This is a genomic window from Bacillus sp. FSL W8-0223 (assembly GCF_038006805.1).
In the GTDB taxonomy this organism is placed as follows: domain Bacteria; phylum Bacillota; class Bacilli; order Bacillales; family DSM-4216; genus Bacillus_O; species Bacillus_O smithii.
Window position 1 is genome coordinate 3,459,071 of record NZ_JBBOVX010000001.1, and the last position, 23,731, is coordinate 3,482,801.

The 23,731-nt window shown below is 42.1% G+C and carries 21 protein-coding genes and 2 pseudogenes; all 23 read right to left on the reverse strand.

Annotated features, from left to right (window positions below; all coding sequences use genetic code 11):
* Positions 1-178: 178 nt before the first annotated feature.
* Positions 179-730 (reverse strand): manganese efflux pump MntP, encoded by a 552-nt coding sequence (locus NST81_RS16555; RefSeq protein WP_003353352.1) that lies wholly within the window; start codon positions 728-730, stop codon positions 179-181.
* A 225-nt stretch (positions 731-955) separates the two neighbouring features.
* Positions 956-1,996, reverse strand: coding sequence for an L-threonylcarbamoyladenylate synthase (locus NST81_RS16560; RefSeq protein WP_327804567.1), 1,041 nt, complete (start codon positions 1,994-1,996; stop codon positions 956-958).
* A 391-nt stretch (positions 1,997-2,387) separates the two neighbouring features.
* Entirely contained in the window at positions 2,388-3,665 is a 1,278-nt protein-coding gene (locus tag NST81_RS16565) for an ABC transporter permease (protein WP_341030358.1), read from the reverse strand.
* Positions 3,658-4,557 carry an ABC transporter ATP-binding protein gene (locus NST81_RS16570; protein WP_327796705.1) on the reverse strand — a complete coding sequence of 300 codons (900 nt, stop codon included), beginning with the start codon at positions 4,555-4,557 and terminating at the stop codon, positions 3,658-3,660. The genes NST81_RS16565 and NST81_RS16570 overlap by 8 nt, the downstream gene beginning before the upstream one ends.
* Before the next feature lie 284 nt (positions 4,558-4,841).
* Positions 4,842-5,783 (reverse strand): stage II sporulation protein R, encoded by a 942-nt coding sequence (gene spoIIR, locus NST81_RS16575; RefSeq protein ID WP_048624246.1) that lies wholly within the window; start codon positions 5,781-5,783, stop codon positions 4,842-4,844.
* Positions 5,784-6,099: 316 nt separating this feature from the next.
* Positions 6,100-6,972, reverse strand: coding sequence for a peptide chain release factor N(5)-glutamine methyltransferase (prmC, locus tag NST81_RS16580; protein ID WP_341030359.1), 873 nt, complete (start codon positions 6,970-6,972; stop codon positions 6,100-6,102).
* 2 nt (positions 6,973-6,974) lie between these two features.
* On the reverse strand, positions 6,975-8,045 hold the full coding sequence (gene prfA / locus NST81_RS16585; RefSeq protein WP_048624248.1) for a peptide chain release factor 1: 1,071 nt from the start codon (positions 8,043-8,045) through the stop codon (positions 6,975-6,977).
* Positions 8,046-8,231: 186 nt separating this feature from the next.
* Positions 8,232-8,666, reverse strand: a complete 435-nt coding sequence (locus NST81_RS16590) for a hypothetical protein (RefSeq protein ID WP_327796708.1) — start codon at positions 8,664-8,666, stop codon at positions 8,232-8,234.
* 54 nt (positions 8,667-8,720) lie between these two features.
* Complete coding sequence (locus NST81_RS16595; RefSeq protein WP_003353363.1) at positions 8,721-9,344, reverse strand: thymidine kinase; 624 nt, start codon at positions 9,342-9,344, stop codon at positions 8,721-8,723.
* Positions 9,345-9,771: 427 nt separating this feature from the next.
* Positions 9,772-9,972, reverse strand: coding sequence for a 50S ribosomal protein L31 (gene rpmE / locus NST81_RS16600; protein ID WP_003353364.1), 201 nt, complete (start codon positions 9,970-9,972; stop codon positions 9,772-9,774).
* 201 nt (positions 9,973-10,173) lie between these two features.
* Positions 10,174-11,460, reverse strand: a complete 1,287-nt coding sequence (gene rho, locus NST81_RS16605) for a transcription termination factor Rho (RefSeq protein ID WP_003353365.1) — start codon at positions 11,458-11,460, stop codon at positions 10,174-10,176.
* A gap of 239 nt (positions 11,461-11,699) precedes the next feature.
* A complete protein-coding gene (gene glpX / locus NST81_RS16610) occupies positions 11,700-12,665 on the reverse strand; it encodes a class II fructose-bisphosphatase (protein WP_003353366.1) in 966 nt (321 codons plus the stop codon).
* 90 nt (positions 12,666-12,755) lie between these two features.
* The gene (locus NST81_RS16615; protein WP_003353367.1) at positions 12,756-14,042 is read right to left on the reverse strand and encodes a UDP-N-acetylglucosamine 1-carboxyvinyltransferase; all 1,287 of its coding nucleotides are present in this window, start codon (positions 14,040-14,042) and stop codon (positions 12,756-12,758) included.
* Between the two features lie 448 nt (positions 14,043-14,490).
* Positions 14,491-15,138 carry a fructose-6-phosphate aldolase gene (fsa, locus tag NST81_RS16620; RefSeq protein WP_048624251.1) on the reverse strand — a complete coding sequence of 216 codons (648 nt, stop codon included), beginning with the start codon at positions 15,136-15,138 and terminating at the stop codon, positions 14,491-14,493.
* 94 nt (positions 15,139-15,232) lie between these two features.
* The gene (locus tag NST81_RS16625; protein WP_003353369.1) at positions 15,233-16,099 is read right to left on the reverse strand and encodes a class II fructose-bisphosphate aldolase; all 867 of its coding nucleotides are present in this window, start codon (positions 16,097-16,099) and stop codon (positions 15,233-15,235) included.
* A gap of 171 nt (positions 16,100-16,270) precedes the next feature.
* Entirely contained in the window at positions 16,271-16,630 is a 360-nt protein-coding gene (locus NST81_RS16630; RefSeq protein ID WP_003353370.1) for a response regulator, read from the reverse strand.
* A gap of 571 nt (positions 16,631-17,201) precedes the next feature.
* Complete coding sequence (locus NST81_RS16635; RefSeq protein ID WP_003353371.1) at positions 17,202-18,803, reverse strand: CTP synthase; 1,602 nt, start codon at positions 18,801-18,803, stop codon at positions 17,202-17,204.
* A 202-nt stretch (positions 18,804-19,005) separates the two neighbouring features.
* Positions 19,006-19,554: a DNA-directed RNA polymerase subunit delta gene (gene rpoE / locus NST81_RS16640; protein WP_341030363.1), complete on the reverse strand. Its 549-nt coding sequence runs from the start codon at positions 19,552-19,554 to the stop codon at positions 19,006-19,008.
* Between the two features lie 218 nt (positions 19,555-19,772).
* On the reverse strand, positions 19,773-19,979 hold the full coding sequence (locus tag NST81_RS16645; protein WP_040341037.1) for a hypothetical protein: 207 nt from the start codon (positions 19,977-19,979) through the stop codon (positions 19,773-19,775).
* Positions 19,980-20,523: 544 nt separating this feature from the next.
* Positions 20,524-21,645 carry a transposase gene (locus NST81_RS16650; RefSeq protein WP_341030365.1) on the reverse strand — a complete coding sequence of 374 codons (1,122 nt, stop codon included), beginning with the start codon at positions 21,643-21,645 and terminating at the stop codon, positions 20,524-20,526.
* 11 nt (positions 21,646-21,656) lie between these two features.
* Positions 21,657-22,056, reverse strand: a pseudogene (gene tnpA / locus NST81_RS16655) (IS200/IS605 family transposase).
* 150 nt (positions 22,057-22,206) lie between these two features.
* Positions 22,207-22,352: pseudogene (locus tag NST81_RS16660) on the reverse strand (TetR/AcrR family transcriptional regulator); the annotation flags it as partial.
* A gap of 228 nt (positions 22,353-22,580) precedes the next feature.
* Entirely contained in the window at positions 22,581-23,723 is a 1,143-nt protein-coding gene (locus NST81_RS16665; RefSeq protein WP_341030367.1) for an acyl-CoA dehydrogenase, read from the reverse strand.
* Positions 23,724-23,731: the final 8 nt, after the last annotated feature.

Here is a 23,731-nt window from a genome sequence, read left to right on the forward strand (position 1 = left end):
CTCTTACTCTTATTATATCGAATCCTACTTTTTTCATACAGATTGAATTCATAAATTTTCCTAATTTTTCTCCTTTTTTAAAAGAAAAAGGAAGCGGAACCAAACAAAAGTCCTACTCCCTTTATCCCGATCATCTTCTGCCATCTCTCCACGTAAGCTTACCCTATCTGCTCCCTGCCTAAAAAGGGAGAATCAGTTTAAGCCCTATCGCCAATAGTATGCTCCCGCCGATCGCTTCACTGTAAACGCCGATTACACTCTTCGCTTTACTGCCAATCAAAAGACCAAACCAAGTTAATAATGCCGCTGTAACCCCAAAACAAACAAGAGAAACGACCGTTTTTGCGCCTAATATCCCTAGCGTCAAACCGACAGAAAAGCTGTCGAGGCTGACGCTTAAAGCAAATAAAATCAACCCAAAACCAACAGGCGTCACAAACGATTCCTCTTTTTTAAAGCAAGATAGGAACATGGAGATTCCTAACAGAATCAATAGAATCCCTCCGGCATATCCGGCAACCTTTCCGAATGTGTGCGATAAAAAATGGCCCGCTATCATTCCCATCAGCGGCATCCAAACATGGAAGATCCCAACCATCATTCCTATGTAAAAAATTTGTTTAGAGCGGAGCGCAAACATTCCCATTCCCAAACCAACAGAAAACGCATCCATGCTGAGCGCAAACGCCATTAATACTAATGTTATGATTTCCCCCATATAGCTTGTCATTCTGCATCCCCCTTCGGACATCCCCTATTCATGATTATGCATGTCCGAAAGGTTTTAGAATGATAAGCCACTGGTAAGAAAAGAGGCTGAAAATAGACCAATCCCCTTATCTCTTATTTAATTAAATGGCCAGGTCGTCATTACGTCCTTCTTTTTTGAGATTCCGAATGTTTGCCCAATCGTTTACCAAAGGAGGATCGTCAAAACGTTGACAACATTCATCCGTCATCGAATCCATTTATGTCCCGCCGCTTTTTCCAGACGGTTCATCACCGCTGCACCAATACCCTTGTTTGGAAAAACTTCTGAATAGATAATGTCCACTTCCGTCTCGTTAAATTGGCGCAACACGCCATAAAGTTCATGAGCGACCGTGGACAATTCGGATCTTTTTCCACAGGAGAGAACAATATCGGCATCATAGCTGGAAGAGTTCTCCTCTGTCGTTAAGATTCCGACCTTTTTTCCCGCACTTCTTTGAGCATCCGCCAGCTGCTGAATTTTTTCGATCGGTCCTTCCACTAAATACAAAGGTGCGTTCGGAGCATAATGAGTATATTTCATGCCCGGAGCTTTCGGCTTGCTGTCTTTATTTTTTAGAGCAGGGTCGAATTCTACATGGCCAATGACATCTTCTATTTCTTCCTTTGAAAGGCCGCCGGGACGTAAAATGACGGGCGGCTCTACAGTGCAATCAAGCACAGTGGATTCCACCCCGACCCCCGTTTCTCCACCGTCCACGACACCGGCAATTTTCCCTGCTAAATCGTCCCAAACATGTTTAGCAGAAGTCGGACTCGGCTTTCCGGACCGATTGGCGCTTGGGGCAGCGATGGGGAGGCCGCACGCCGAAATCAATTTAAGCGCAACCGGATGGTCAGGCATGCGAATGCCCACCGTATCCATACCGGCTGTAGCCTTCTCGGATAGGCGTCCTGGCATTTTCTTAAAAATAATGGTTAACGGACCAGGCCAAAAAGCTTCCATCAGCCGTTTCGCTTTTTCAGGAATGTCCACAATAAGTGGTTCCAATTGGGATGTATCGGCGATATGAACAATAAGCGGATTATCGCTTGGCCGCCCTTTCGCTTCATAAATTTTGGCAATCGCCTCATCGCTCAAAGCATTGGCCCCTAATCCATAGACCGTTTCGGTCGGAAAGGCCACCACTTCATTTAACCGAAGAGCTTGTGCTGCTTCTTCAATTTGTGGATAACGAGTTTTGTTGTCCACTTCTTTATCCACAATCCAACATTTTGTTTCCATCCTTATTCACCTTACAATTTCACAAAGTTCTTTTTCGTTTTCAACCGCTCTTTATCCTAATTATATTGTGGCGTTCCTTTATTTTATCATAAAAACGCATATTCACAAATTCCCCATTATTATCCACATATGTGGATAATATAATGTTTAATCAGTGGATAACTATGTGGATAAAGTGGATAAATTTCAGAATTTACGCTTTTTTTGCTATTTCATCCGCATCAAAAGTTTAATATTTGTCCTATTCCTATTAAAAAACCGAACCCTTGAGCGGGTCCGGTTCTTTATGACGATATAATTTTGATGTTTGGGCTTCCAATTGAATTCAAAGCATGCCACGAGAAAAGTGGATATTCAAACTTTTTCGCCGCTTTTTCAATCCATAGCCGCATTAAAAAGGAATGTTTTTCTTTCTTTCGGACGCTGGTTCTTTTTTTGTCAACAGGAAGGCGGTTTTTATATTTTTCAGAGAAGAAGAAGTCCCATACATCAGCACTCCCCCTCGATAAATTCGAGCGCCCATGACGGCCAGAATAATGATGGATACAATCATAATCGCAATGCCGACTAAAACTTCCCAAGTGGGAATCCCCAATAGTCCATGCCTCATAAACATAATCATCGGGGTGAAAAACGGAATATAAGATGCAACGGTAACGAAGGCAGCGTCCGGCTGATTCATCCCATACATGGACACCATAAAGCCGATCACTACTAAAAACGTCATTGGAAGCACCATTTGTTGAATATCTTCCACCCGGCTGACAAGCGATCCCAACAAAGCAGCCAATGTAGCATAAAGAAAATATCCAAGAAGGAAAAACACAATCGCGTATCCAATCGTGGAAGCAGCCATGCTGGAAATATGAAAATGTTTAATAAATGACAATACTTCCGAATTCGTTTGAAGTGCTAGAACACCGGCTGCGATTGCGATTATGATTTGCGTCAACCCCAACAGCCCTACACCCAAAATTTTGGCAAACATCTGCTTGATCGGCGACACACTGGAAATCAAAATTTCCATCACTCGAGAGGATTTCTCAACGGCCACTTCTGTGGCAATCATGTTGGCATACATAAGCACAGACATATAAATGGCTATTAACAGAACGTATACGAGCGCACTCGCCGCTCCCTGCTGTTCTTTTGATTGGGCCTTTCGATCAAGAGGCACCTTTTCAAATGAAACAGGGGAGTTTAAAAGAGCCAGCTTATCAGAGGTAAGCTGAAGTTTTCCGGCGACCATTTGCCCCTTCACCGTTTGCAAAGCATTTTTCAACCGATCGGCCGTATTGGAGTCAGAGGATTCCGATCGGTAAACGGCTTTCGGCAATTGTCGCTCATCAAGCGACAAGACCAAATAACCATCTAATTTTCCTTCACTTACTTGTTTTTTCAAAGCGGTTTCGTCATCGCCGGATTTTTCAAGTTTTATGTCTTTGTCTACGGCTGTCAAGCTCGTTTTTAAAGGCGCAAAGATAACGCCATTGCTTTCATCAAGTACAGCAATGTGTTTGACTTCATGGCCGTCAAAATAAGAAATGATTTTATTAATGTTGGCCATCAAAAAAATGGCCGCCACCAAAATGATCGTTGTCACTATAAACGATTTTGTTTTTAATTTAGTTCCATAAGTATGTACGAGCATCATCCAAAACTTATTCATAAGAAAGCCCCACTTTCTCTATAAAAATATCATTCAAAGAAGGCTCGTCTATTGAAAATTTACGAACAAATCCTTTTCCGATCAGACTTTCCAAAATCGGCTGTCCGGCTTCTTCCGTTTCTACTTGAAGAAGTGCTCCTTCACTCGTTTTTTTCCATTTCAATACTCCCGGAAACTCCTTTAAATAATCAAGCGAAAAATCGGCCGCAATGGAAATGTTCTTTTTCCCGAATGAACGCTTGATTTCACGAAGAGACCCTGATAAAACCGGACTGCCTTTTTGCATGATGCATACATGTTCGCATAGTTCTTCCACATGCTCCATACGATGGCTGGAGAACACAATGGTTGTCCCGCTGTTTTTTAAATCCAGAACGGCCTCTTTTAATAGTTCGACATTGACCGGATCAAGACCGCTGAACGGTTCATCGAGAATTAACAGTTTCGGTTTATGAAGAACGGCTGTGATAAATTGAATTTTTTGCTGATTTCCTTTCGAAAGTTCTTCCACTTTTTTCATTTCATATTGAGGCACTTGAAAGCGGTCCAGCCATTTTTTTAATTCCTTCTCGGCGTTTTGTTTGTCCATGCCTCTTAACCGTGCCAAGTACACCACCTGGTCTTTCACCTTTAATTTCGGATACAGCCCTCTCTCTTCGGGCAAATATCCAATGTAAGGACTGGTTTCGTAGTTGATCGGCCTCCCGTCCCATAGAATGGAGCCATTCGACAAATCCAACAACCCCAAAATCATTCGAAATGTGGTCGTTTTTCCGGCACCATTCGCTCCGAGAAATCCGAAAATTTCATTGGACGGAATTTCTAACGATAATTGATTTACTGCTGTCAAAGAGCCAAATCGTTTTGTCACATTTTCCAGTTTCAAAGACATGAAATCACTCCTTTTGAAAACAAACCGTCTATTTAGATCCTTCCTCCAGTGAAGAAGAGTGAAAATCTCTTAACTGAGTAAAGGCCGGAAGCTGGTTTCAGCACCTCTTTCTTCGGGAAAAGGACCCAGACTCGAAAAAATCTTGCTCCAAATTACATTTACGTTTAAGCTGAAAATAAGTTTCTTGTTTTTTTATAATTCCCAATTTTTTCTCTTTTTCCTGCCGATGCTCCCAAAATGGCACATGAAAAAACACCTCGACAACCCATTCGAGGTGCTTCCGATTAAAAGAGCTTTTTCATGACATCCACGATTAAAAAATGAACCTTTACTTTCTCTTCGTCGCCGACATAAACAGGGGGTTTGCTGCTTTTTTTCTTAGAGACGCTGTTTTTCTTGATAGGATCTTCTTCCTTTTTCTTTTTTGTTTCCTTTACGTTTGCCGAATGGTCTCTCGACAACTCGCTTTTATTTTCCATTTGGCCGTCTGCGCCCGCGGCAGATAAAGAAGGCTGTTCGATACCTTCTCCCGTTGAACTTGTTTCTGTTTCATCTTTTTTTCTCGGGGCCTCGATTGGATTCTTTTCAGTCACCGTTGAATCGTCCTCTTTGTCCACTGTCGATGGTGCCGACTCGACCTCTTCTTTCTTATTCGTTTCTCTTTTTTCGGTCTTTTCTTTTTTCTCGTTCACACCCGGATTTGCCTCCGCTTCATTGCGAACGGCCACACTGTTAGAAAAGTCAAGAAAACAAAGCGGAGGATAGAGAACACACCACCAGTTGGCTCCTTTCCCTTCTCCTAATGTAATTAAAACCGCTTCATAGTCTCCCGCCGGATATAAATATTGACCGTACAGTTTGGTTGGAAACTGGATGTGCTTCCCATATTCAACTTTCACCGATTGATGAATTCCTTCCTCGTCCATGACGCGGGAAGCAATACGTTGTATTTCCGGAAGTTTGCTTTTGATCACTTTCCTTGCTTGGCTGATAGAAGTAAGATCTTTCACCCACAACTGAATATGGGCATTCACTTCATCGCGTATTTTTCTTTTCACTGCTTGGTCCTCCGGCTTATCGCTGTTGGCCAAAATCCTTAATCGAATCGCCTGATCCGGGATAACCACTGTTTCCTCCGCGGCTGTTTCCTGCTTCGGTATATATAAACTGAAAATGGTTCCCATTGAAAGAATCAATAAATAAAATACTGCCGTATACTTTTTCATTTTCATCCACCTCTCCCCTCTAAAAAGCAGTGTGGACATAATCACCGGCAATTAAACACGGAAAATAAAATTTCATAGAAACCTATTTTCAGTACAGGCCTTATCAGACAAAACGAAAAAGCCACCCGGGTCGTCGATCTTCCTCCCCAAGTGGCTTCCTACAGGCTTATTCACTTAAATGGACTAACAAAAATCAGAAAGCATGGCGCATAAGGGGGTTTCTTTTTTGATGAGAAATTCAAATAGGATCTCTTTATTCTATCAACTTCAGAGCCTCTGTTTGTTTCCATTCAAGGAACCCTTTCGCCAGCTGCATTCACTGATGATTCTTCCTCTCCATAAATACCATGCGGTCTTTGCCGTTTATATCAAACACAACCTGTATGTCCCCTTTAGGAAACACTTTTTTCAGCATATCCGCTACAACTTGCCCTTGGCCGGCACCGACTTCGAAACCGACAAGAGCCTGTTCTTTTAATACAAGCGGAAGCTGGGTGCAAAACCGGCGATATAGATCCAATCCGTCTTGCCCTCCAAATAAAGCCAATTCCGGCTCATGATCTTTCACGACATCGGCTAATAAATCCTTTTCGGCCAGCGGAATATAAGGAGGATTCGAAAGAATGACGTCCAATTTTATTCCTTTATCAATGAATGGCGTTAACAAATCTCCTTCCACCCATTGAACATCAGCTCCTAAACGGTTTCCGTTTTGGATAGCCACATCGAGCGACGGCCGGGAAATATCCACACCATAAACGATACAGTCCGACCGTTCCAATTTGACGGTAACAGCGATGGCTCCGCTCCCGGTACCGATATCCGCAATCGTCAATCCCTTTTTGCCGTCAAATAAAACAGACATTCTTTTTAAAGCGTAATAAACCAACTCTTCCGTCTCCGGCCTCGGAATCAACACGTTTTTATTCACTGCAAAAGTTCGGCCGAAAAATTCTTCAGAACCTACTAAATATTGGACGGGGACGCCCTCGCTATGACGGTGCACCCAGTCAACAAACTGTTCTTGTTCTTTTCGGCTTAAATCTGTTCGCAAATTAGCCAACAGTTTGGCTCGATCCATTTTCATGACATGCATAAGCAAAATTTCTCCCGCATTTTGATCGCGTTTATGCTCTTTTAAAAAAGAAGAAGCCCAATTAAGGGCTTCGTATAATTTCCATCCCGCCATGTCTAGTCCTCTAAATTTTCCAGTTTTTTCGATTGTTCTTCCAAGATGAGAGCATCAATCACCTCATCCAGTTTTCCTTCCAGCACTTGATCAAGCTTCTGGATCGTCAAACCGATTCGGTGATCGGTAACGCGATTTTGCGGAAAGTTATACGTGCGAATGCGTTCAGAACGATCTCCTGTGCCGACAGCGGATTTGCGTTTTTCATCGTACTCTGCCTGCGCTTCCTGCTGATATTTGTCATAAATGCGGGCGCGCAATACTTTCATGGCTTTTTCTTTATTTTTGATCTGCGACTTTTCATCTTGGCAAGACACAACAATTCCGGTTGGAATATGAGTTAAACGGACTGCCGACATGGTTGTGTTTACACTTTGCCCGCCCGGACCGCTGGAAGCAAACGTATCGACGCGAATATCTTTTTCATTGATTTCCACTTCTACTTCTTCCGCTTCCGGCAGACAAGCAACCGTCGCAGTGGATGTATGAATCCGGCCGCCCGATTCTGTTTCCGGAACACGCTGAACCCTGTGAGCGCCGTTTTCATATTTTAACCGAGAAAAAGCTCCTTTACCTTGAATCATAAAAATGATTTCTTTATATCCTCCAAGTCCTGTTGGATTCGCTTCGATTACTTCTGTTTTCCAACCTTTTGACTCAGCATAGCGGCTGTACATGCGGTACAGATCTCCCGCAAAAAGGGCTGCCTCTTCTCCCCCTGCCGCTCCGCGGATTTCCATGATAACGTTTTTATCATCATTCGGATCTTTCGGAAGCAGCAGGATTTTTAATTGCTCTTCCAAATCCTCCAGTTGACCCTCGAGATCATGCAGTTCTTCTTTTACCATTTCGCGCATTTCCGGATCAAGCTTTTCCTCCAGCATTTCTTTCGCTTCTTGGTATTGCTGCTTTTTCTTCTTATATTCACGGTACGTTTGCACGGTTTCGGCTATATCCGACTGCTCTTTTGAATAATCCCGAAGCTTTTTCGGGTCGTTCACAATTTCGGGATCACTCAGCAGTTCATTTAATTTCTCGTACCTGTCTTCCACTGCCTGCAAACGATCAAACATTCATGTCACCTCTACGTTCAGTCTTAAACGTTCTTATTATAGTATACAGGATGGCCAGCCACAACACCAAAAAATTAAGTGAAACTTTCATAAGCGGGGATTTTGTTAGTTGAACTTATCGAGCAGTTAGGGGCGGTTGGACCCTTTTCTTATACATATAAAAAGGACTCCCTAACGCAAGGGAGCTTATCGCTGCTTGATATCCACCTCGATCCGGTAACGCGGAAGGGCTTGGATGAGCTTTCTATGCAATCTTGCTTCCGCTTTGTCTTCATCGGACAGTTTTCTGTGGGTATTGACTTTTACCCACATCGTCCGTCCGTTGATCCAAACGGAATCAGCCTCATAATGGTTTGTGTCATTGCGAATCACTTGCTTTGCTTTCTCAATATCAGTGCCTAAATTCGGCTGATCGGGCGCTCGATCAATAAAATTAGGATTTTGGTTTGTGTTTGTCGGGTCGTCACGCTCCCTGCGCTCTTGGCCGCCGAGACGATCTCGATGGCTTACAAATTGAACTCCATGACGGTCTTCCCGTTCTCCATAGGTCGAATCCCTTTCAATCATTCCACAGCCGTTCAACAGCAAAAACACCACAGCGGCCATCAGGAAAAAACGCATAAAAAAACACCTCCTTTTCTTAGGATAACCAATAAAAAGGAGGGTACTATTGCTTTATATTTCCTGAGAGGAAGCTAAGCTTTTCTTTTGTTGTTCTTTCTCTGATCCAGGAACGACGTGATGATGGCGGCACCTCGGCTCGTAACTTTCAGACGCTCCCACCAAGATGATCGGATCATCATAACTGGCGGGCGAACCGTTTATAAGCCGTTGTGTCCGGCTTGCAGGCGAGCCGCAAACCGTGCACACTGCTTGTAGTTTTGTGACCATTTCTGCCGTCGCCATTAAAGCAGGCATGGGGCCAAAAGGCTCTCCGCGAAAATCGAGATCCAATCCCGCCACGATCACACGGTGCCCTCGATCCGCTAAGTGCTTTACGGCTTCAACAATGCCTTCATCAAAAAACTGGGTCTCGTCGATCGCTACAACATCAATGTCTTCCGTGACCAATTCCACAATCTCTTGAGAAGATTCTACCGGGATTGCCTCAAAAGAAATTCCGTTATGAGAGACGACCGCTTCTTCGCTGTAACGATTGTCCAATTTTGGTTTAAATACAAGGATGTTTTGTTTTGCAAATTCTGCTCTGCGAACACGACGAATCAACTCTTCCGATTTCCCGGAAAACATGCTGCCGCATATGACTTCCACCCAACCGGAATGTTCCATGACATACATAGAAAGAGCCCCACTTTCCAAGAAATTCCGTTCAAGAATTTAAGAAACCAATGAGCAGCCGGGGCCTGCATCCCGCACTGCCTTCTCAAGATTTCCATAAGCTTTTACGGATCATTTCCCGCAAAAAACGATTTTGTGTTTTAGACACGAAGTCCGATCTAAATAAGTAAAAAACGATTGCAAACGGCAATGATCCTTTTATACCCCGTACTGCCGTCATGCATGTCCAGGATGCAGCCCCATCCATTTTCCCGGCCCCGGAAAGCAGATCCTTCTCCGGGCAAAGCAGCTGCAAAAAAATAGAGGCAATATCGTTCATTGCCCCTATACCATTGTTTCCACGAACAAGAGACTATTATAGCTGCTTCCGCCGGGAACAAAAAACAGGCAAGCAGTTGATAAAACTCGCCTGTCACTCTTTCGATTCTTATTTAAGACCGTATTTTTTATTAAATTTATCAACACGACCGGCTGCAGAAGCGAATTTTTGACGTCCTGTGTAGAAAGGATGGCATTCAGAACAAATTTCAACGCGAAGCTCATCCTTCACGGAACCACTTTCGAATTCATTTCCGCAAGCGCATTTTACTTTTACTTTTTTGTATTCAGGATGAATACCTGGTTTCATTCTTTTCATCTCCTTTTATGCCCTGAGTCATCTGAAACAGAGTTCTATGAAAGTGCGGAAACAACCGCATACTTCTTTTTTCAAAAAACACTAGTAGGATTATAGCAGAAAATGTATTTCATTGCAACAAAAGTGTTTGCCTCTTCTGGTGAAAAAAGCCACCAAATCTTTCCCCAGATCACGTGTTCATTTTCAATGCTTTTACATCAAAATCCGTTTAGACATCCCATTCGTTTTCATTTCCTCAGCAATTTGCTCAAAAAATTCACTATTGGTTTTGGTTTGTTTAAGCTTGCGCAAAAATTTCTCTGCCAAATCCGGAGAATCTGACATCGTTTTTCGAATCGCCCATAAAACATCCAGCCGTTCTTTATCAATCAACAATTCTTCTTTACGCGTTCCGGAACGACGAATATCAATCGCCGGAAAAATTCTTCTCTCAGCAAGATTCCGATCGAGATGAAGTTCCATGTTGCCGGTTCCTTTGAATTCTTCATAAATCACGTCGTCCATGCGTGAACCCGTATCCACAAGAGCAGTTGCCAAAATCGTCAAGCTCCCGCCTTCTTCAATATTGCGGGCAGCTCCAAAAAATCTCTTCGGACGATGGAAAGCAGCCGGATCAATTCCTCCGGACAACGTTCTTCCGCTTGGCGGAATGACTAAGTTATAAGCTCTGGCAAGCCGGGTGATGCTGTCCATTAAAATCACAACGTCTCTTTTATGCTCTACAAGACGCATGGCTCTTTCCAAAACAAGTTCAGCTACTTTTATGTGATTTTCCGGAACTTCATCAAATGTAGAACTGACGACTTCTGCTTGAACGGACCGTTCAATATCAGTCACTTCTTCAGGTCTTTCATCTATCAACAGAACGATTAATTCTGCCTCAGGGTGGTTGGTTGTGATAGCGTTGGCAATTTCTTTTAGAAGCATGGTTTTACCTGCCTTTGGCGGAGCCACAATGAGTCCGCGTTGGCCAAATCCCACTGGAGTGATGATGTCCATGATTCTGGTGGATAGATTGGATGGTGAAGTTTCAAGTTCTATTTGTCGGTCAGGATAGAGCGGTGTTAAAGCCGGAAAGTGCACCCTTTCTTTTGCTGATTCAGGATCATCCCCGTTGACGGCCTCTACATGAAGCAAGCCGTAATAACGTTCATTTTCCTTTGGAGGACGAACCTTTCCGGAAACTTTATCACCATTTCGGAGATCAAATCGTCGAATTTGGGATGCCGATATATAAATATCTTCAGAGCTTGGCGAATAATTAATGGGACGGAGAAAACCAAACCCTTCTGACTGGATGATTTCAAGAACGCCTTCCATGAAGAAAAAGCCCTCTTGTTCTGCCCTTGCTTTCAGTATGGCAAAAATTAATTCTTTTTTGGTTAATTTGCTGTAGTAGGAAATTTTATACGTTTTCGCTAACTCATACAATTCTTTCAGTTTCATGTTTTCTAAGCATGAGATTGTTAGTTCTTCCATTTTGACACCACACTTTTTATTATTCAGTTTTTCACAACATTTTATTCTTCATCAAATGGCAATAGTTTTAATCAAATATATGAGGAAGAGATAGAACGGAAAATTCGCGAAAGCCATATCTATTTTAACTGGTTCATAGGGATGTATCAATAAGAGAACAAAAAAGGAAGGAATAAATCGTACAAGCCGGGAGCCTGTACGATCAAAAGGAAGAACTGTTCAATTCTCTGGGCGGTTCCTTAAGGTTTTATGACGAGGTTCGGCTTTTTGTTTAAACTATGGCGTCCTTCAATAAAACGAACCGTGCCTGATTTTGCTCTCATGACCACAGAGTGTGTTGAACCATAAGTGCCTTTAAATTGAACTCCTCGTAATAATTCTCCATCCGTGACGCCGGTAGCAGCAAAGATGGCGTCATCGCCCCGCACCAAATCTTCCATGCGGAGAACTTGATTGACATCGACTCCCATGCTTTTGCACCGATTCAATTCTTGATCATTTTGCGGCATAAGTTTTCCTTGAATTTCTCCGCCTAAACACTTTAAGGCTACGGCTGCAATTACTCCCTCAGGCGCCCCTCCAATTCCGAAAAGAATATCAACGCCTGTATGGTCAAAAGCTGTATTGATGGCAGCTGCTACATCTCCATCGTTGATTAATTTAATGCGAGCTCCTGCTTCACGAAGCTCGGCGATGATATGCTCGTGACGCGGGCGGTTCAAAACCGTTGCCACGATATCTTCAATGTCTTTGTTTTTTGCTTTTGCTACTGCTTTTAAATTGTCGATGATCGGAGCGTTGATGTCAATTTGTCCAACAGCTTCCGGACCGACCGCAATTTTATCCATATACATATCGGGAGCGTGCAAAAGGTTGCCATGATCCGCAACGGCAATGACCGCTAAAGCGTTCCAGCCGCCGGATGCGACAATATTCGTTCCTTCCAGCGGATCTACTGCTACATCCACTCGAGGGCCATAGCCTGTCCCTAATTTTTCTCCTATATAAAGCATCGGTGCTTCGTCCATTTCGCCTTCGCCAATAACCACGGTGCCTTTCATTGGAACCGTGTCAAACACATCTCTCATTGCCGTTGTAGCAGCGTCATCCGCTTCGTCCTTTTTTCCTCGTCCCATCCACCGCGCTGAAGCAAGAGCAGCCGCTTCCGTCACGCGGACAAGTTCCATCGATAAGCTTCTCTCCATAATGGGTTCCTCCTGTATTACACATAACTAGAATTTGTATAACATAATTACAGATTTATTGTAACACATTTAGGAGGAAAATAGAGTGAATCAGGAACTTTTTATTTGTTCTAATTCTTCTTCTGATAATTTTTCACGCCAAACTGTCGCACCGAGGCCGTTTAATTTTTCCACTATATGGCTGTATCCTCTATCAATATGTTCGACACCTGTCACTTCCGTAATGCCTTCCGCGAGCAAGCCAGCGATCACAAGTGCAGCACCGGCGCGTAAATCGCTCGCTTTTACTTTCGCCCCTTGAAGCTTAACCGGACCGTCAATGATGGCGGAACTGCCCTCAACTTTAATTTTGGCGTTCATTCTTCTCAGTTCATCTATATGTTTGAGGCGTGCGGAATAGATGGTATCTGTCACAATTGATGTGCCCTTAGCTTGAGTAAGAAGAGTGGTAAATGGCTGCTGCAGATCTGTTGGGAATCCTGGATAAACAAGAGTTTTAATATCAACTGCTTTGATTTCGCCGCTTTTCCCGACAAATATTTGGTCATCTCCGATATCAATGGGTACATTCATTTCCCGAAGTTTGGCTGTGACGGACTCTAAATGAGGGGGAATGACATTGTCGATGAGAATTCCTTCTCCAATCGCCGCAGCCAAAATCATGTATGTGCCTGCTTCAATTCGATCAGGAATAATGGTATGCCGACACCCGTGCAAATGTTCCACTCCATCAATTCGAATCACGTCTGTCCCGGCTCCTTTGATTTTGGCTCCCATATTATTCAGCAAGGTGGCTACATCAATAATTTCCGGCTCTTTCGCCGCATTTTCGATCACTGTCCGCCCTTTCGCTTTCACTGCTGCCAGCATGATATTGATCGTGGCGCCTACACTGACCACATCCAAATACACCCTCGCCCCTCGCAACTCTTTCGCACGTAAGTAAATGGCTCCTTGCTCGTTTGTTACCTCAGCACCGAGCGCTTCAAAACCTTTAATGTGTTGGTCGATAGGGCGTGGTCCAAGATGACAGCCTCCAGGGAGTCCAACAACGGCTTTTTTAAACCTGCCCAACATCGCACCCATTAAATAGTAGGAAGCGCGCAGCTTTTTCACCCTGCCGTTGGGGAGCGGCATGGAAACCATTTCTGTTGGATCAACTGTCATCTCATTTTTTTCAAAGGTAACCTTACCGCCAATTTCCATCAATAAATGTTTTAAAATTTGGACATCAGAAATATCAGGCAATCCTTCAATGGTTACCGGAGACTCTGCTAAAATCGTTGCCGGTATAAGAGCCACAGCGCTGTTTTTTGCTCCGTCAATTTTTACCGTTCCCTTTAGTGGATATCCTCCTGCGATTTTTAGCTTTTCCATGGTAGACTCCCTTCCGATTACCTTGTTGAAAAAATTAAACGAAACTCCATCACATTATTGTTCATCATTCATTGATGACAAGTGTGATTGATCGGGATTTTTATTTCATAGGATGGCTCTATCATCTTGCAACACAACTGTTCTGGTGCCGCAGTTTGCTGCCTTCCTGCTAAAACAAAAGATAACGATTTCACTACTTTTAAGAACTTATATTTATCCATTCAAACAGAGGATTTCATGGATTCTTTTTTAGTTTAAACAAAATATCATTTTTCATGTATAAATATTGGAATTTTTTTCAAATCATAGATTTTTGTCTTTTGATGCATTCTTTGGGATTACCGCTATTCCGCTAGAAGGTGCTCCGGCTAAGCAAATCAAGGAAAGTCAGACTTTCCAAAAACTTATACATCAGCAGGGGAAGCGCCCCGCTGATGAAAAATTTATTTTATTTCAGCGATCTTCCGCCCCAATCGGCAAGAAAAGCAGCAATACCTTTGTCAGTAAGCGGATGATGGAACATTTGCTTCAATACTTTAAACGGAACAGTGGCGATATGAGCGCCTTTTAAGGCAGCTTCGGTGACATGCTGAGGATGGCGAATAGAAGCAGCAATGATTTCGGTTTCAATATCATGGATCGCAAAAATATTAGCAATTTTTTCGACCAATTCCAAACCATCATGCCCAATATCGTCCAGTCGTCCCAAAAACGGAGAAACATAGGAAGCTCCGGCACGAGCGGCTAAAAGGGCTTGATTGGCGTTAAAAATAAGGGTTACGTTTGTTTTAATGCCTTCTTTTTTAAAAGTGGAAACGGCTTTTAATCCATCGGGAGTCATAGGTACTTTAATCGTAATATTAGGAGAAATTTGAGCCAATTCCCGTCCTTCCCGAATCATTCCTTCCGCATCCGTCGCAATCACTTCTGCACTGACAGATCCATCCACAAGGGATGTAATCTCACGAAGGCGATCTTGAAAAGAAACGTTTTCTTTCGCTACTAAAGAAGGATTGGTTGTCACACCTGATAGAATCCCCCATGAATGGGCTTCTCTAATCTCTTCTATATTAGCTGTATCAATAAAAAATTTCATGACGCCACCACACCTCTTCCATTATTTTCAATTGAGTAATGTACGGAAACCGCCCTATTAAGATAAGGCGGTTTCAAACTGACTATTCATGATTTTAAAATGCTTTTCCTGAAGAACCAAATTCGCGGATTTTGCCGATAACCGTTTCTTTAATGGTATCGCGGGCCGGTCCCAAGTATTTACGTGGATCGTACAAATCCGGTTTTTCTGCAAGAACTTGGCGAACAGTTTTTGCAGAAGCTATTTGGTTTTCTGTATTTACGTTAATTTTGGCAGTGCCAAGAGAAATGGCTTTTTGAATATCTTTTGTTGGAATTCCTGTACCACCATGAAGCACGAGCGGAACTCCTGTTAAATCTCTTATTTCTTTCATACGGTCAAAACCAAGTTTCGGCTCTCCTTTGTACGGACCATGAACAGATCCCAGTGCAGGAGCAAAGCAGTCTACACCCGTTTCTTTCACAAGACGATCGCATTCAGAAGGAATAGCGTACATTGCTTCTGCCTCTTCAACAACAAGGTCATCTTCTTGTCCACCAATGCGGCCAAGTTCCGCTTCAACGGATACACCAAAAAGATGGGCAAGTTCCACTACTTTTTTCGTCAGCGCAATGTTTTCTTCAAGAGGGTAGTGGGAACCGTCAAACATAACGGAAGTGAAACCAGCATGAATCGCTTTTGCGCATGTTTCAAAGCTGGAACCATGGTCAAGATGGATAGCCACTGGCACCGTAATTTGATATTCTTCCATCAATGCTTTAACCATGTTTACAACCAATTTAAATCCGCCCATGTAGCGAGCTGCGCCTTCAGAAACTCCAAGAATAACAGGAGATTTTTCTTCTTCAGCTGCTTGTAGAATCGCTTGGGTGAATTCTAAGTTGTTAATATTGAATTGACCCACAGCATATCCTTCATCTTTAGCTTTGTTAAGCATTTCAGTCATGGAAACTAAAGGCATAATTTTTCCTCCTTAACTCATTCCCTGGAAGTTTAATCGGCAAAGGACCCTCCCTTACCTAAACCAACGGATGGAATTTACATTGTTTATGATACCAAATTCATATCTTTTTTACCAACATGGGTACGTTTTCACAAAAAAAATTCTTCACTTGTTCAAATATACCCGAAATTAAGAAATATATTGCTTAACGGCATTGCGTATATCATCAATGTCAAACGGCTTTGCGAAATGTGTGAGAACTCCCAATTCTTTTGCCTCTTGAATCATATCCAGTTCTCCATAAGCGGTCATAATAATCACCCTGATATCCGGGTCTTTTTGTTTCATTCTTTTGAGTATTTCAATGCCATCCATTCCGGGAATTTTCATATCCAACAACACTAAATCAGGAGAATACCGGTCGACAATTTCAAGAGCTTGTGCGCCATTGGAGGCTTGGTACGTTTCATACCCTTCTTTTTGCAAGACTTCGTTCAACAAAATTCTAATCCCAAATTGATCGTCGACGATTAATATTTTCTCTGCCATATGGATCCCACCCCTTACAATGGTTTGAATTCGTACCGGTATGTATATTGATGCCCCATCCCAACTAAATAAACAATGAAACATGAACAGCGAAAGAGGTACCTCCTCCTATCCTGAACCACATCTATCTCTCTAAATCAAAACTATACTTCTCTTTTTTACGATTAAATTCCTTCTTTCTGGAGATGTTTAAAACCATAATTTTGCCATATTGTATTATAAAAGTAGATTTTAAACAAAAAATATCCTCCACAAAATTAAGGGCCCTTTTTCACGTTTCATTTTCCATTCATTCCATCCGTTTGTCTGCGACCTTTCTGAAAGGATGAATGGCCCATTCACTCAAAAAGGAAAAATAATCCATAATCGTGCTGATTGACTGTTTGAAAACGATCCAAAAAAACAAAACTTCTGTGCAGAAGCGGCTAGCCACTTTCTGCACAGAAGTTCGATTGGCCATTATTCTATTGATCTTTTTAAAAAGCCTTGGCCTCTTTTAACGATTTCATGTCAAATGATAGATGTGTTTTTCCACACATTCATTCGATCTCTCTCTGAATAAGATCCTTTCTTATGCTTGATTTTCTATAGCGGCTTTTACAAAGTCACGGAACAACGGCTGCGGACGAGTAGGTCTTGAAGTAAATTCAGGATGGAATTGGCTGGCGACAAACCAAGGATGATCTTTTAATTCGATGATTTCAACCAAACGCCCATCCGGACTTGTACCGGAAAAAACAAAACCATGTTTTTCCATTTGTTCCCGATATTCGTTATTAAATTCATATCGATGGCGATGACGCTCATAAATGACTTCTTCTTTATAAGCTTCATACGCTTTTGTCCCTTCCGAAAGCTTGCAAGGATACAATCCAAGCCGCAAAGTTCCGCCAAGATCCACTACATCCTTTTGTTCCGGAAGCAAATCAATAATCGGATATTTTGTATCAGGACGAATTTCAGAAGAATGAGCTCCTTCCAATCCCAGTACATTTCTAGCAAATTCCACCGACGCCAGCTGCATGCCAAGGCAGATGCCCAAGAATGGAACCCGATTCTCTCGGGCATATTGGATGGCAACGATCTTTCCTTCAATTCCCCGATCGCCAAATCCGCCCGGAACTAAAATTCCATCTGCCTCTTTGAGCAAATCGGATACATTTTCCGAGTTCACATGTTCCGAATTGACCCATTGAATTTCAATTTCTGAATCAAAAGCGTACCCAGCATGTCTTAAGGCCTCAACAACGGAAATATAAGCGTCTTGAAGTTCCACATATTTTCCGACCAAAGCTATCTTTGTTTTCCGCGATAAGTTTCTCACGCGGTCGACAAGTTCTTTCCATTCCGTCATATCCGCTTCATGACATTGCAATTTCAAATGTTGGCAAACAATTTCATCTAGTTTTTGTTCTTGAAGAGCGAGCGGAACGGCATACAATGTATCGGCATCTCTTGACTCAATGACAGCTTTTGGATCTATATCGCAAAACAAAGCAATTTTATCTTTCATTTCTTGCGATATCGGCATTTCTGTACGCACGACAATCACATTTGGCTGAATGCCGAGGCTGCGCAATTCTTTTACGCTATGTTGGGTCGGCTTCGTTTTCATTTCACCAGCTGCTTTTATATAAGGAATCAACGTACAATGGATGTACATCACATTGTCACGCCCAACATCATTTTTAATTTGACGGATTGCCTCTAAAAATGGCAGCGACTCGATATCGCCGACTGTTCCGCCGATTTCTGTGATCACCACATCCGCGTTCGTCGTTTTTCCTGCCCGAAATACCCGATCTTTAATTTCATTCGTTACATGGGGGATAACTTGCACCGTTCCGCCTAAGTATTCACCGCGTCTTTCTTTTCTTAATACAGCCGAATACACTTTCCCGGTTGTAACGTTGCTGTATTTATTTAAATTAATATCAATAAAACGTTCATAATGCCCAAGGTCAAGATCCGTTTCCGCTCCATCATCCGTAACAAACACTTCTCCATGCTGATATGGACTCATTGTACCTGGGTCCACATTGATATACGGATCAAATTTTTGAATCGTCACATTTAATCCTCGGTTTTTTAAAAGCCTGCCTAAAGATGCAGCCGTAATTCCTTTTCCCAAAGAAGAAACCACACCGCCAGTTACAAATATATATTTTGTCAATTTAGTTCCCCCTTCATAATGTTCGCTGATATCTGAAACAACTGTTGTATATAATGTTCCTTAGTTTTTTGGGTAAAATACAAAAACGCCCCTCTTACCTATGAACAGTAAGGGAGCGTTCTTTCTTCTTTATATACAAAAAAGTTTTTATAGAGCCCAGATAACATACTACAATTCTCATTAAAAGAAGTCAAGCGCAGAATTATAATTCCTTTTCTTTGTCAATAGTGTCTAAATCCTCGTCCAATTCGTCTTCGTCCAAATCATAGTCTTCATCCAGAAGATCGTCATCAAAATCTTCTTCTTCATCCAAATCGTCAAAATCCTCTTCGTCATCCAGATCTTCTACTTCGTCGAGGCTGTCATCAAAATCATCCAGATCTTCGAAATCACCATCCTCCACCGTATCATCGTAATCTTCGAGTTCATCTTTCACCGCTTTTTTCGCCTTTTTCTTTCGTACTTTAACCGTCGGAGCGGTTTCTTCTTCAATTTGATCAATTGGATACCACGCTCTTAACCCCCATTGGTTTTCACCTAAGGCAAGAAAACGACCGTCAATATTTAAATCCGTATAAAACTGAACCATTTTATCCTGAATTTCTTCATCGGACAACTCTAATATTTTTTGAATTTCGTTCAGTAATTGTTGGAATGGAATGGCTTGTTTTTTGTTTTCTAGAATGGCAAAGGCCAGCTCAATAAAAGACATTTCATTTAACTCATCTTTCGACAACTGTTCAAGATTCACTGTTCGCACTTCCTTTCTCTATTTCCACACTCTTTAAGGAGCGAAAAAAACAAAGTGTTGATCCATTCGGGTGCTTCCTGCTCAAGAGCACATAAAGAACACGGATTAAAACCCGGCCTTTTCTTATGCTGAAATTACGCTCTGTACATTATTGAACACTAGAATACATATTTTCCATTATAAACAATAATGCTTTGTTTATGCCATATATAATCCGCTTATTCACTCATTTTTTCACTCTTATAAGAAGTTCCCCAGATGCTCACATTCATTTTCTTCCGATCTTTTGTCTTCACTCGATAAGCAGCCGTCAGGAAAAAAATAGATAAAAACAAAAAAGGAACAGCTCCCAATTGTTTTTCATAAAGAAAGGAGGAGACAGCTACAAAGGAACCGATTGCGACCCATCTTCGCAAAATTTTCATCGTTCCACGCCCCAAGTTATCTTTCGCTGTATTATTATAGCGCGAATATTCTTCATATACTACTCCCTACTGCAGCTTCAGCAAAAGAGAGGGACCCCTCTTTTGATCATCACTTGACGTGCTTGGTCCCGTCTTTCGAAGAGATGAGCAAAATATTGAAATGTCTTATGAATGATCAGAAACCGACCGGCCTTTCCATCCGTACGACAAAATTGATTTCATCCTTTCCTCTTCTTCTTTTAACACCCTTTCGTTCCAAATGAAAGGGTGGTTTGTAAAAAAGACAGATATTCACAATTTATGTTTATGTCTTGGACAGACGAAATTGATTTGGTTTTTTACAATACGCAGTTTTTTATCGGAAAGAATACACAGAAACCTGCCAAATCTTTTTACTCTTTCCTTGTTCCAACGTTTTTAAAATCCATTTTATGTACTGTGAACTACCCGCCACCTTCGCTTCGCTTAGAGGTGAGGGCTTCTAAGGTAATCGCACCTAACGGTACGAAATTTACTTAGCTATCGAGCCTGTTCCATGCTCTATTTATGATGATGCTAATGCCAACAGTCGCAATCCTTCACGCTTGATATTGATAGAAGCATTCCAATCTCTATCTGCTACAAAACCACAATCACAATGGAATATGCGCTCAGAAAGAGATAGAGACTCCTTTACTCGACCGCAACATGAACAAGTTTTGGATGATGGAAACCACTTATCTATTTTGATAAGCTTTTTCCCTTGCTCCTCTAACTTGTATTGGAGAAATTTCGTGAACATGCCCCATGCATGATCAGCAACGCTTTTGCCGAAATTGAGTGCTTGGGACATTCCCTTCATGTTGAGGTCTTCGATAACCACGCAATCATATAGTTTCGCTAATTTGTGCGATTCCTTATGTAGAAAGTCTTTTCGTTGATTCGCAATTCTTTCATGTAGCTTCGCCACTTTTAGTCGTTGCTTGTGCCAACGATTAGAACCTTTCTTTCTGCGTGATAGAACACGCTGTTCTTTCGCTAATTTTCCCAAGGCTTGGCGATAGAAACGAGGGTAATTGGCTGTCTTACCTTCTTCACTATCGACCAATAAACCGTTCATGGAAAAATCTAAGCCAACCACAGCTTGTACTTCTTTTTGTACAGGTTGATGTTCGTATTCAGTGAGAATAGAAACATAGTATTTTCCTGTTTTTGTTCGAGAAACCGTACAAGACTTGATGATATGATGTGACGGAATTTCTCGATGTTGTTTGATTTTTACAAGTTTCAGTTTCGGTAATTTGATATAACCATCCAAAAGCATAATGTTTCCGTTGACCACGTTGGTTGTGTAGGACTGTCTTGCCTTTCGGCTTTTGAACTTCGGAAATTCAGCACGACCAGATAAGAAGTTTTGGTATGCCTTCTGCAAATTCAGTTGAGCGTTTGCCAACGCAAGGCTGTCTACTTCTTTGAGCCATGGAAATTCCTTTTTGTACTTTGCAGGAGTCGGGAATTTTTTTTGCTTTTTCAAGACTTCTTTGTCGTCCTTGAATGGTTCATATGTTTCCATTCGTTCAGCCAACATTTTGTTGTAGACGAAACGAACGCAACCGAAGGTTTTTGTAAGAAGTCGCTCTTGTTCTTGTGTTGGGTACAGACGAAATTTATATGCTTTGTTTGCCATATCAAATCACCTCACTTCCTCCCTTGATTTTCTATATACTGCTTTATCACTTCAATGGGCGCACCACCTGTTGTAAGTAAGCAAAAGCTTCTTGACCAAAAATACTCTTTCCAAAGTTTTCTTTTCACTTGTGGAAAATGCTTTTTGATAAGTCTTAGAACTTGCACTTTTATAGGCATTGATGAACTTTGATAGTTCACTATTCGGATGTGCTTTGAACAAAATATGCACATGGTCAAGATCGTGATTCCATTCGACCAAGGAAATATTGTAATGTTCACCAAGTCGAATAAACATATCTTTTGCATAGTCAGATAGGGTATCATCAATCACTTGTCTGCGATATTTTACGACCAGAACAAGATGATAATACAAACGGAATACCGAATGATTATTATTATCTAATTTCATTGATATAACAGCCTTTCATTTATATAACACTGATTCTATCATAGCGCAAAAAAGAGACAACTTTAGGCTACGCCTAACCGAAATTCATCTCCCACTTTCACTGGTGCTTCCGCACTTTCACGTTTAGAAGTAGGAGACTTCTTTCGGAGGGAAGTTAAATTCACTTGCCATTTCTTTAGTAGTTGTGCGATGAAACTCTTTTTTAAAAAAAGGACCGTCCCTCTAATCATCTCATTTCGCCTTTTTTGAATCAGTTGTTCATCTTTTACAGAAGCATGAACTTTTCTTCCTTTCATACGATCGACCGCCTTTTCATCAGGCATAGTTTGTTCTAGTCTTGGCTGCTTTTGACCATTTGCGGTAAAAAAAGTCTGCGCTCCTTTGCGTATTCTGGCGCCCTCTTTGACGGAGACCTTTTGATACTGTGCAAAAAACGCAGAGGAGTCAGACTTCCGACTTCTCGTCCAATTGGGATCATGGTTATTTTATAGGCAAGCTCTTGCCGTTGATATTTTTTTCGATTTTTATTCCTTTGTTAACATTCTGGAGATAACCAGTTTTTGAATTTCTTGTGTTCCTTCATAGATTTGGGTGATTTTGGCATCACGCATAAAGCGTTCCACCGGATAATCTTTTGTAAACCCGTAGCCTCCAAAAACTTGAACGGCTTCGATTGTGACTTTCATCGCTGTATCTCCGGCAAAAAGCTTCGACATGGCGGAAGCCTTTCCGTATGGAAGACCTTGCGATTCAAGCCAAGCAGCTTGATAGGTTAATAATCTGGCTGCTTCTACACCGGTTGCCATATCCGCTAATTTAAAAGAAATTCCTTGGTTGGCGATGATCGGCTTGCCAAATTGATGACGCTCTTTCGCGTAGGCTATTGCGGCATCCAAAGCGCCTTGAGCAATACCAACCGCCTGAGCGGCAATCCCATTTCTCCCTCCATCCAACGTCATCATGGCAATCTTAAAGCCATCCCCCTCATTTCCAAGAAGATTTTCTTTTGGAACCCGGCAATCTTCAAAAATAATTTCCGTCGTAGGCGAAGAGCGGATTCCCAGCTTTTTTTCTTTTTTGCCAACGGAAAATCCCTCAAATCCGCTTTCCACAATAAACGCGCTAATGCCACGGTGCTTCTTTTCCGGTTCCATCATGGCAAAGACGACATATATATCCGCTTCACCGCCGTTCGTGATAAAAATTTTCGACCCATTTAAGATGTAGTCATCTCCATCCCGCCGCGCAGTGGTTTTCATTGCACTGGCATCCGATCCAGATCCCGGTTCCGTCAAACCGTATGCTCCGATCTTTCTTCCTTCCGCCATTGGTTTTAAATATTTTTGTTTTTGCTCTTCACTGCCGAATTTATAAATCGGCCAACCGGCAAGAGATGTATGAGCCGAAAGGGTAACGCCAATAGAAGCGTCTACTCTTGACAGCTCTTCTATCGCAATACAGTACGCAAGATAATCACTGCCGATCCCGCCGTATTCTTCCGGCCACGGGATTCCAGTAAGGCCTAATTCTGCCATTTTTTCAAATAAAGTCCGATCAAAACGTTCTTCTTCGTCCCGTTCACTTGCAGTCGGCTCTACTTCCTTTTGGGCGAAATCACGTACTGTTTTTCGAATCATTTCATGCTCTTCCGATAATTGAAAATTCATTTTCAGCA

Excerpts from the sequence above, each read along its gene's own strand:
- NST81_RS16555 (WP_003353352.1), bottom strand. The coding sequence starts at position 730 with ATGACAAGCTATATGGGGGAAATCATAACATTAGTATTAATGGCGTTT.
- NST81_RS16560 (WP_327804567.1), bottom strand. The coding sequence starts at position 1,996 with ATGGAAACAAAATGTTGGATTGTGGATAAAGAAGTGGACAACAAAACT.
- NST81_RS16565 (WP_341030358.1), bottom strand. The coding sequence starts at position 3,665 with ATGAATAAGTTTTGGATGATGCTCGTACATACTTATGGAACTAAATTA.
- NST81_RS16570 (WP_327796705.1), bottom strand. The coding sequence starts at position 4,557 with ATGTCTTTGAAACTGGAAAATGTGACAAAACGATTTGGCTCTTTGACA.
- spoIIR (WP_048624246.1), bottom strand. The coding sequence starts at position 5,783 with ATGAAAAAGTATACGGCAGTATTTTATTTATTGATTCTTTCAATGGGA.
- prmC (WP_341030359.1), bottom strand. The coding sequence starts at position 6,972 with ATGGCGGGATGGAAATTATACGAAGCCCTTAATTGGGCTTCTTCTTTT.
- prfA (WP_048624248.1), bottom strand. The coding sequence starts at position 8,045 with ATGTTTGATCGTTTGCAGGCAGTGGAAGACAGGTACGAGAAATTAAAT.
- NST81_RS16590 (WP_327796708.1), bottom strand. The coding sequence starts at position 8,666 with ATGCGTTTTTTCCTGATGGCCGCTGTGGTGTTTTTGCTGTTGAACGGC.
- NST81_RS16595 (WP_003353363.1), bottom strand. The coding sequence starts at position 9,344 with ATGTATGTCATGGAACATTCCGGTTGGGTGGAAGTCATATGCGGCAGC.
- rpmE (WP_003353364.1), bottom strand. The coding sequence starts at position 9,972 with ATGAAACCAGGTATTCATCCTGAATACAAAAAAGTAAAAGTAAAATGC.
- rho (WP_003353365.1), bottom strand. The coding sequence starts at position 11,460 with ATGGAAGAACTAACAATCTCATGCTTAGAAAACATGAAACTGAAAGAA.
- glpX (WP_003353366.1), bottom strand. The coding sequence starts at position 12,665 with ATGGAGAGAAGCTTATCGATGGAACTTGTCCGCGTGACGGAAGCGGCT.
- NST81_RS16615 (WP_003353367.1), bottom strand. The coding sequence starts at position 14,042 with ATGGAAAAGCTAAAAATCGCAGGAGGATATCCACTAAAGGGAACGGTA.
- fsa (WP_048624251.1), bottom strand. The coding sequence starts at position 15,138 with ATGAAATTTTTTATTGATACAGCTAATATAGAAGAGATTAGAGAAGCC.
- NST81_RS16625 (WP_003353369.1), bottom strand. The coding sequence starts at position 16,099 with ATGCCTTTAGTTTCCATGACTGAAATGCTTAACAAAGCTAAAGATGAA.
- NST81_RS16630 (WP_003353370.1), bottom strand. The coding sequence starts at position 16,630 with ATGGCAGAGAAAATATTAATCGTCGACGATCAATTTGGGATTAGAATT.
- NST81_RS16645 (WP_040341037.1), bottom strand. The coding sequence starts at position 19,979 with ATGAAAATTTTGCGAAGATGGGTCGCAATCGGTTCCTTTGTAGCTGTC.
- NST81_RS16650 (WP_341030365.1), bottom strand. The coding sequence starts at position 21,645 with ATGGCAAACAAAGCATATAAATTTCGTCTGTACCCAACACAAGAACAA.
- NST81_RS16665 (WP_341030367.1), bottom strand. The coding sequence starts at position 23,723 with ATGAATTTTCAATTATCGGAAGAGCATGAAATGATTCGAAAAACAGTA.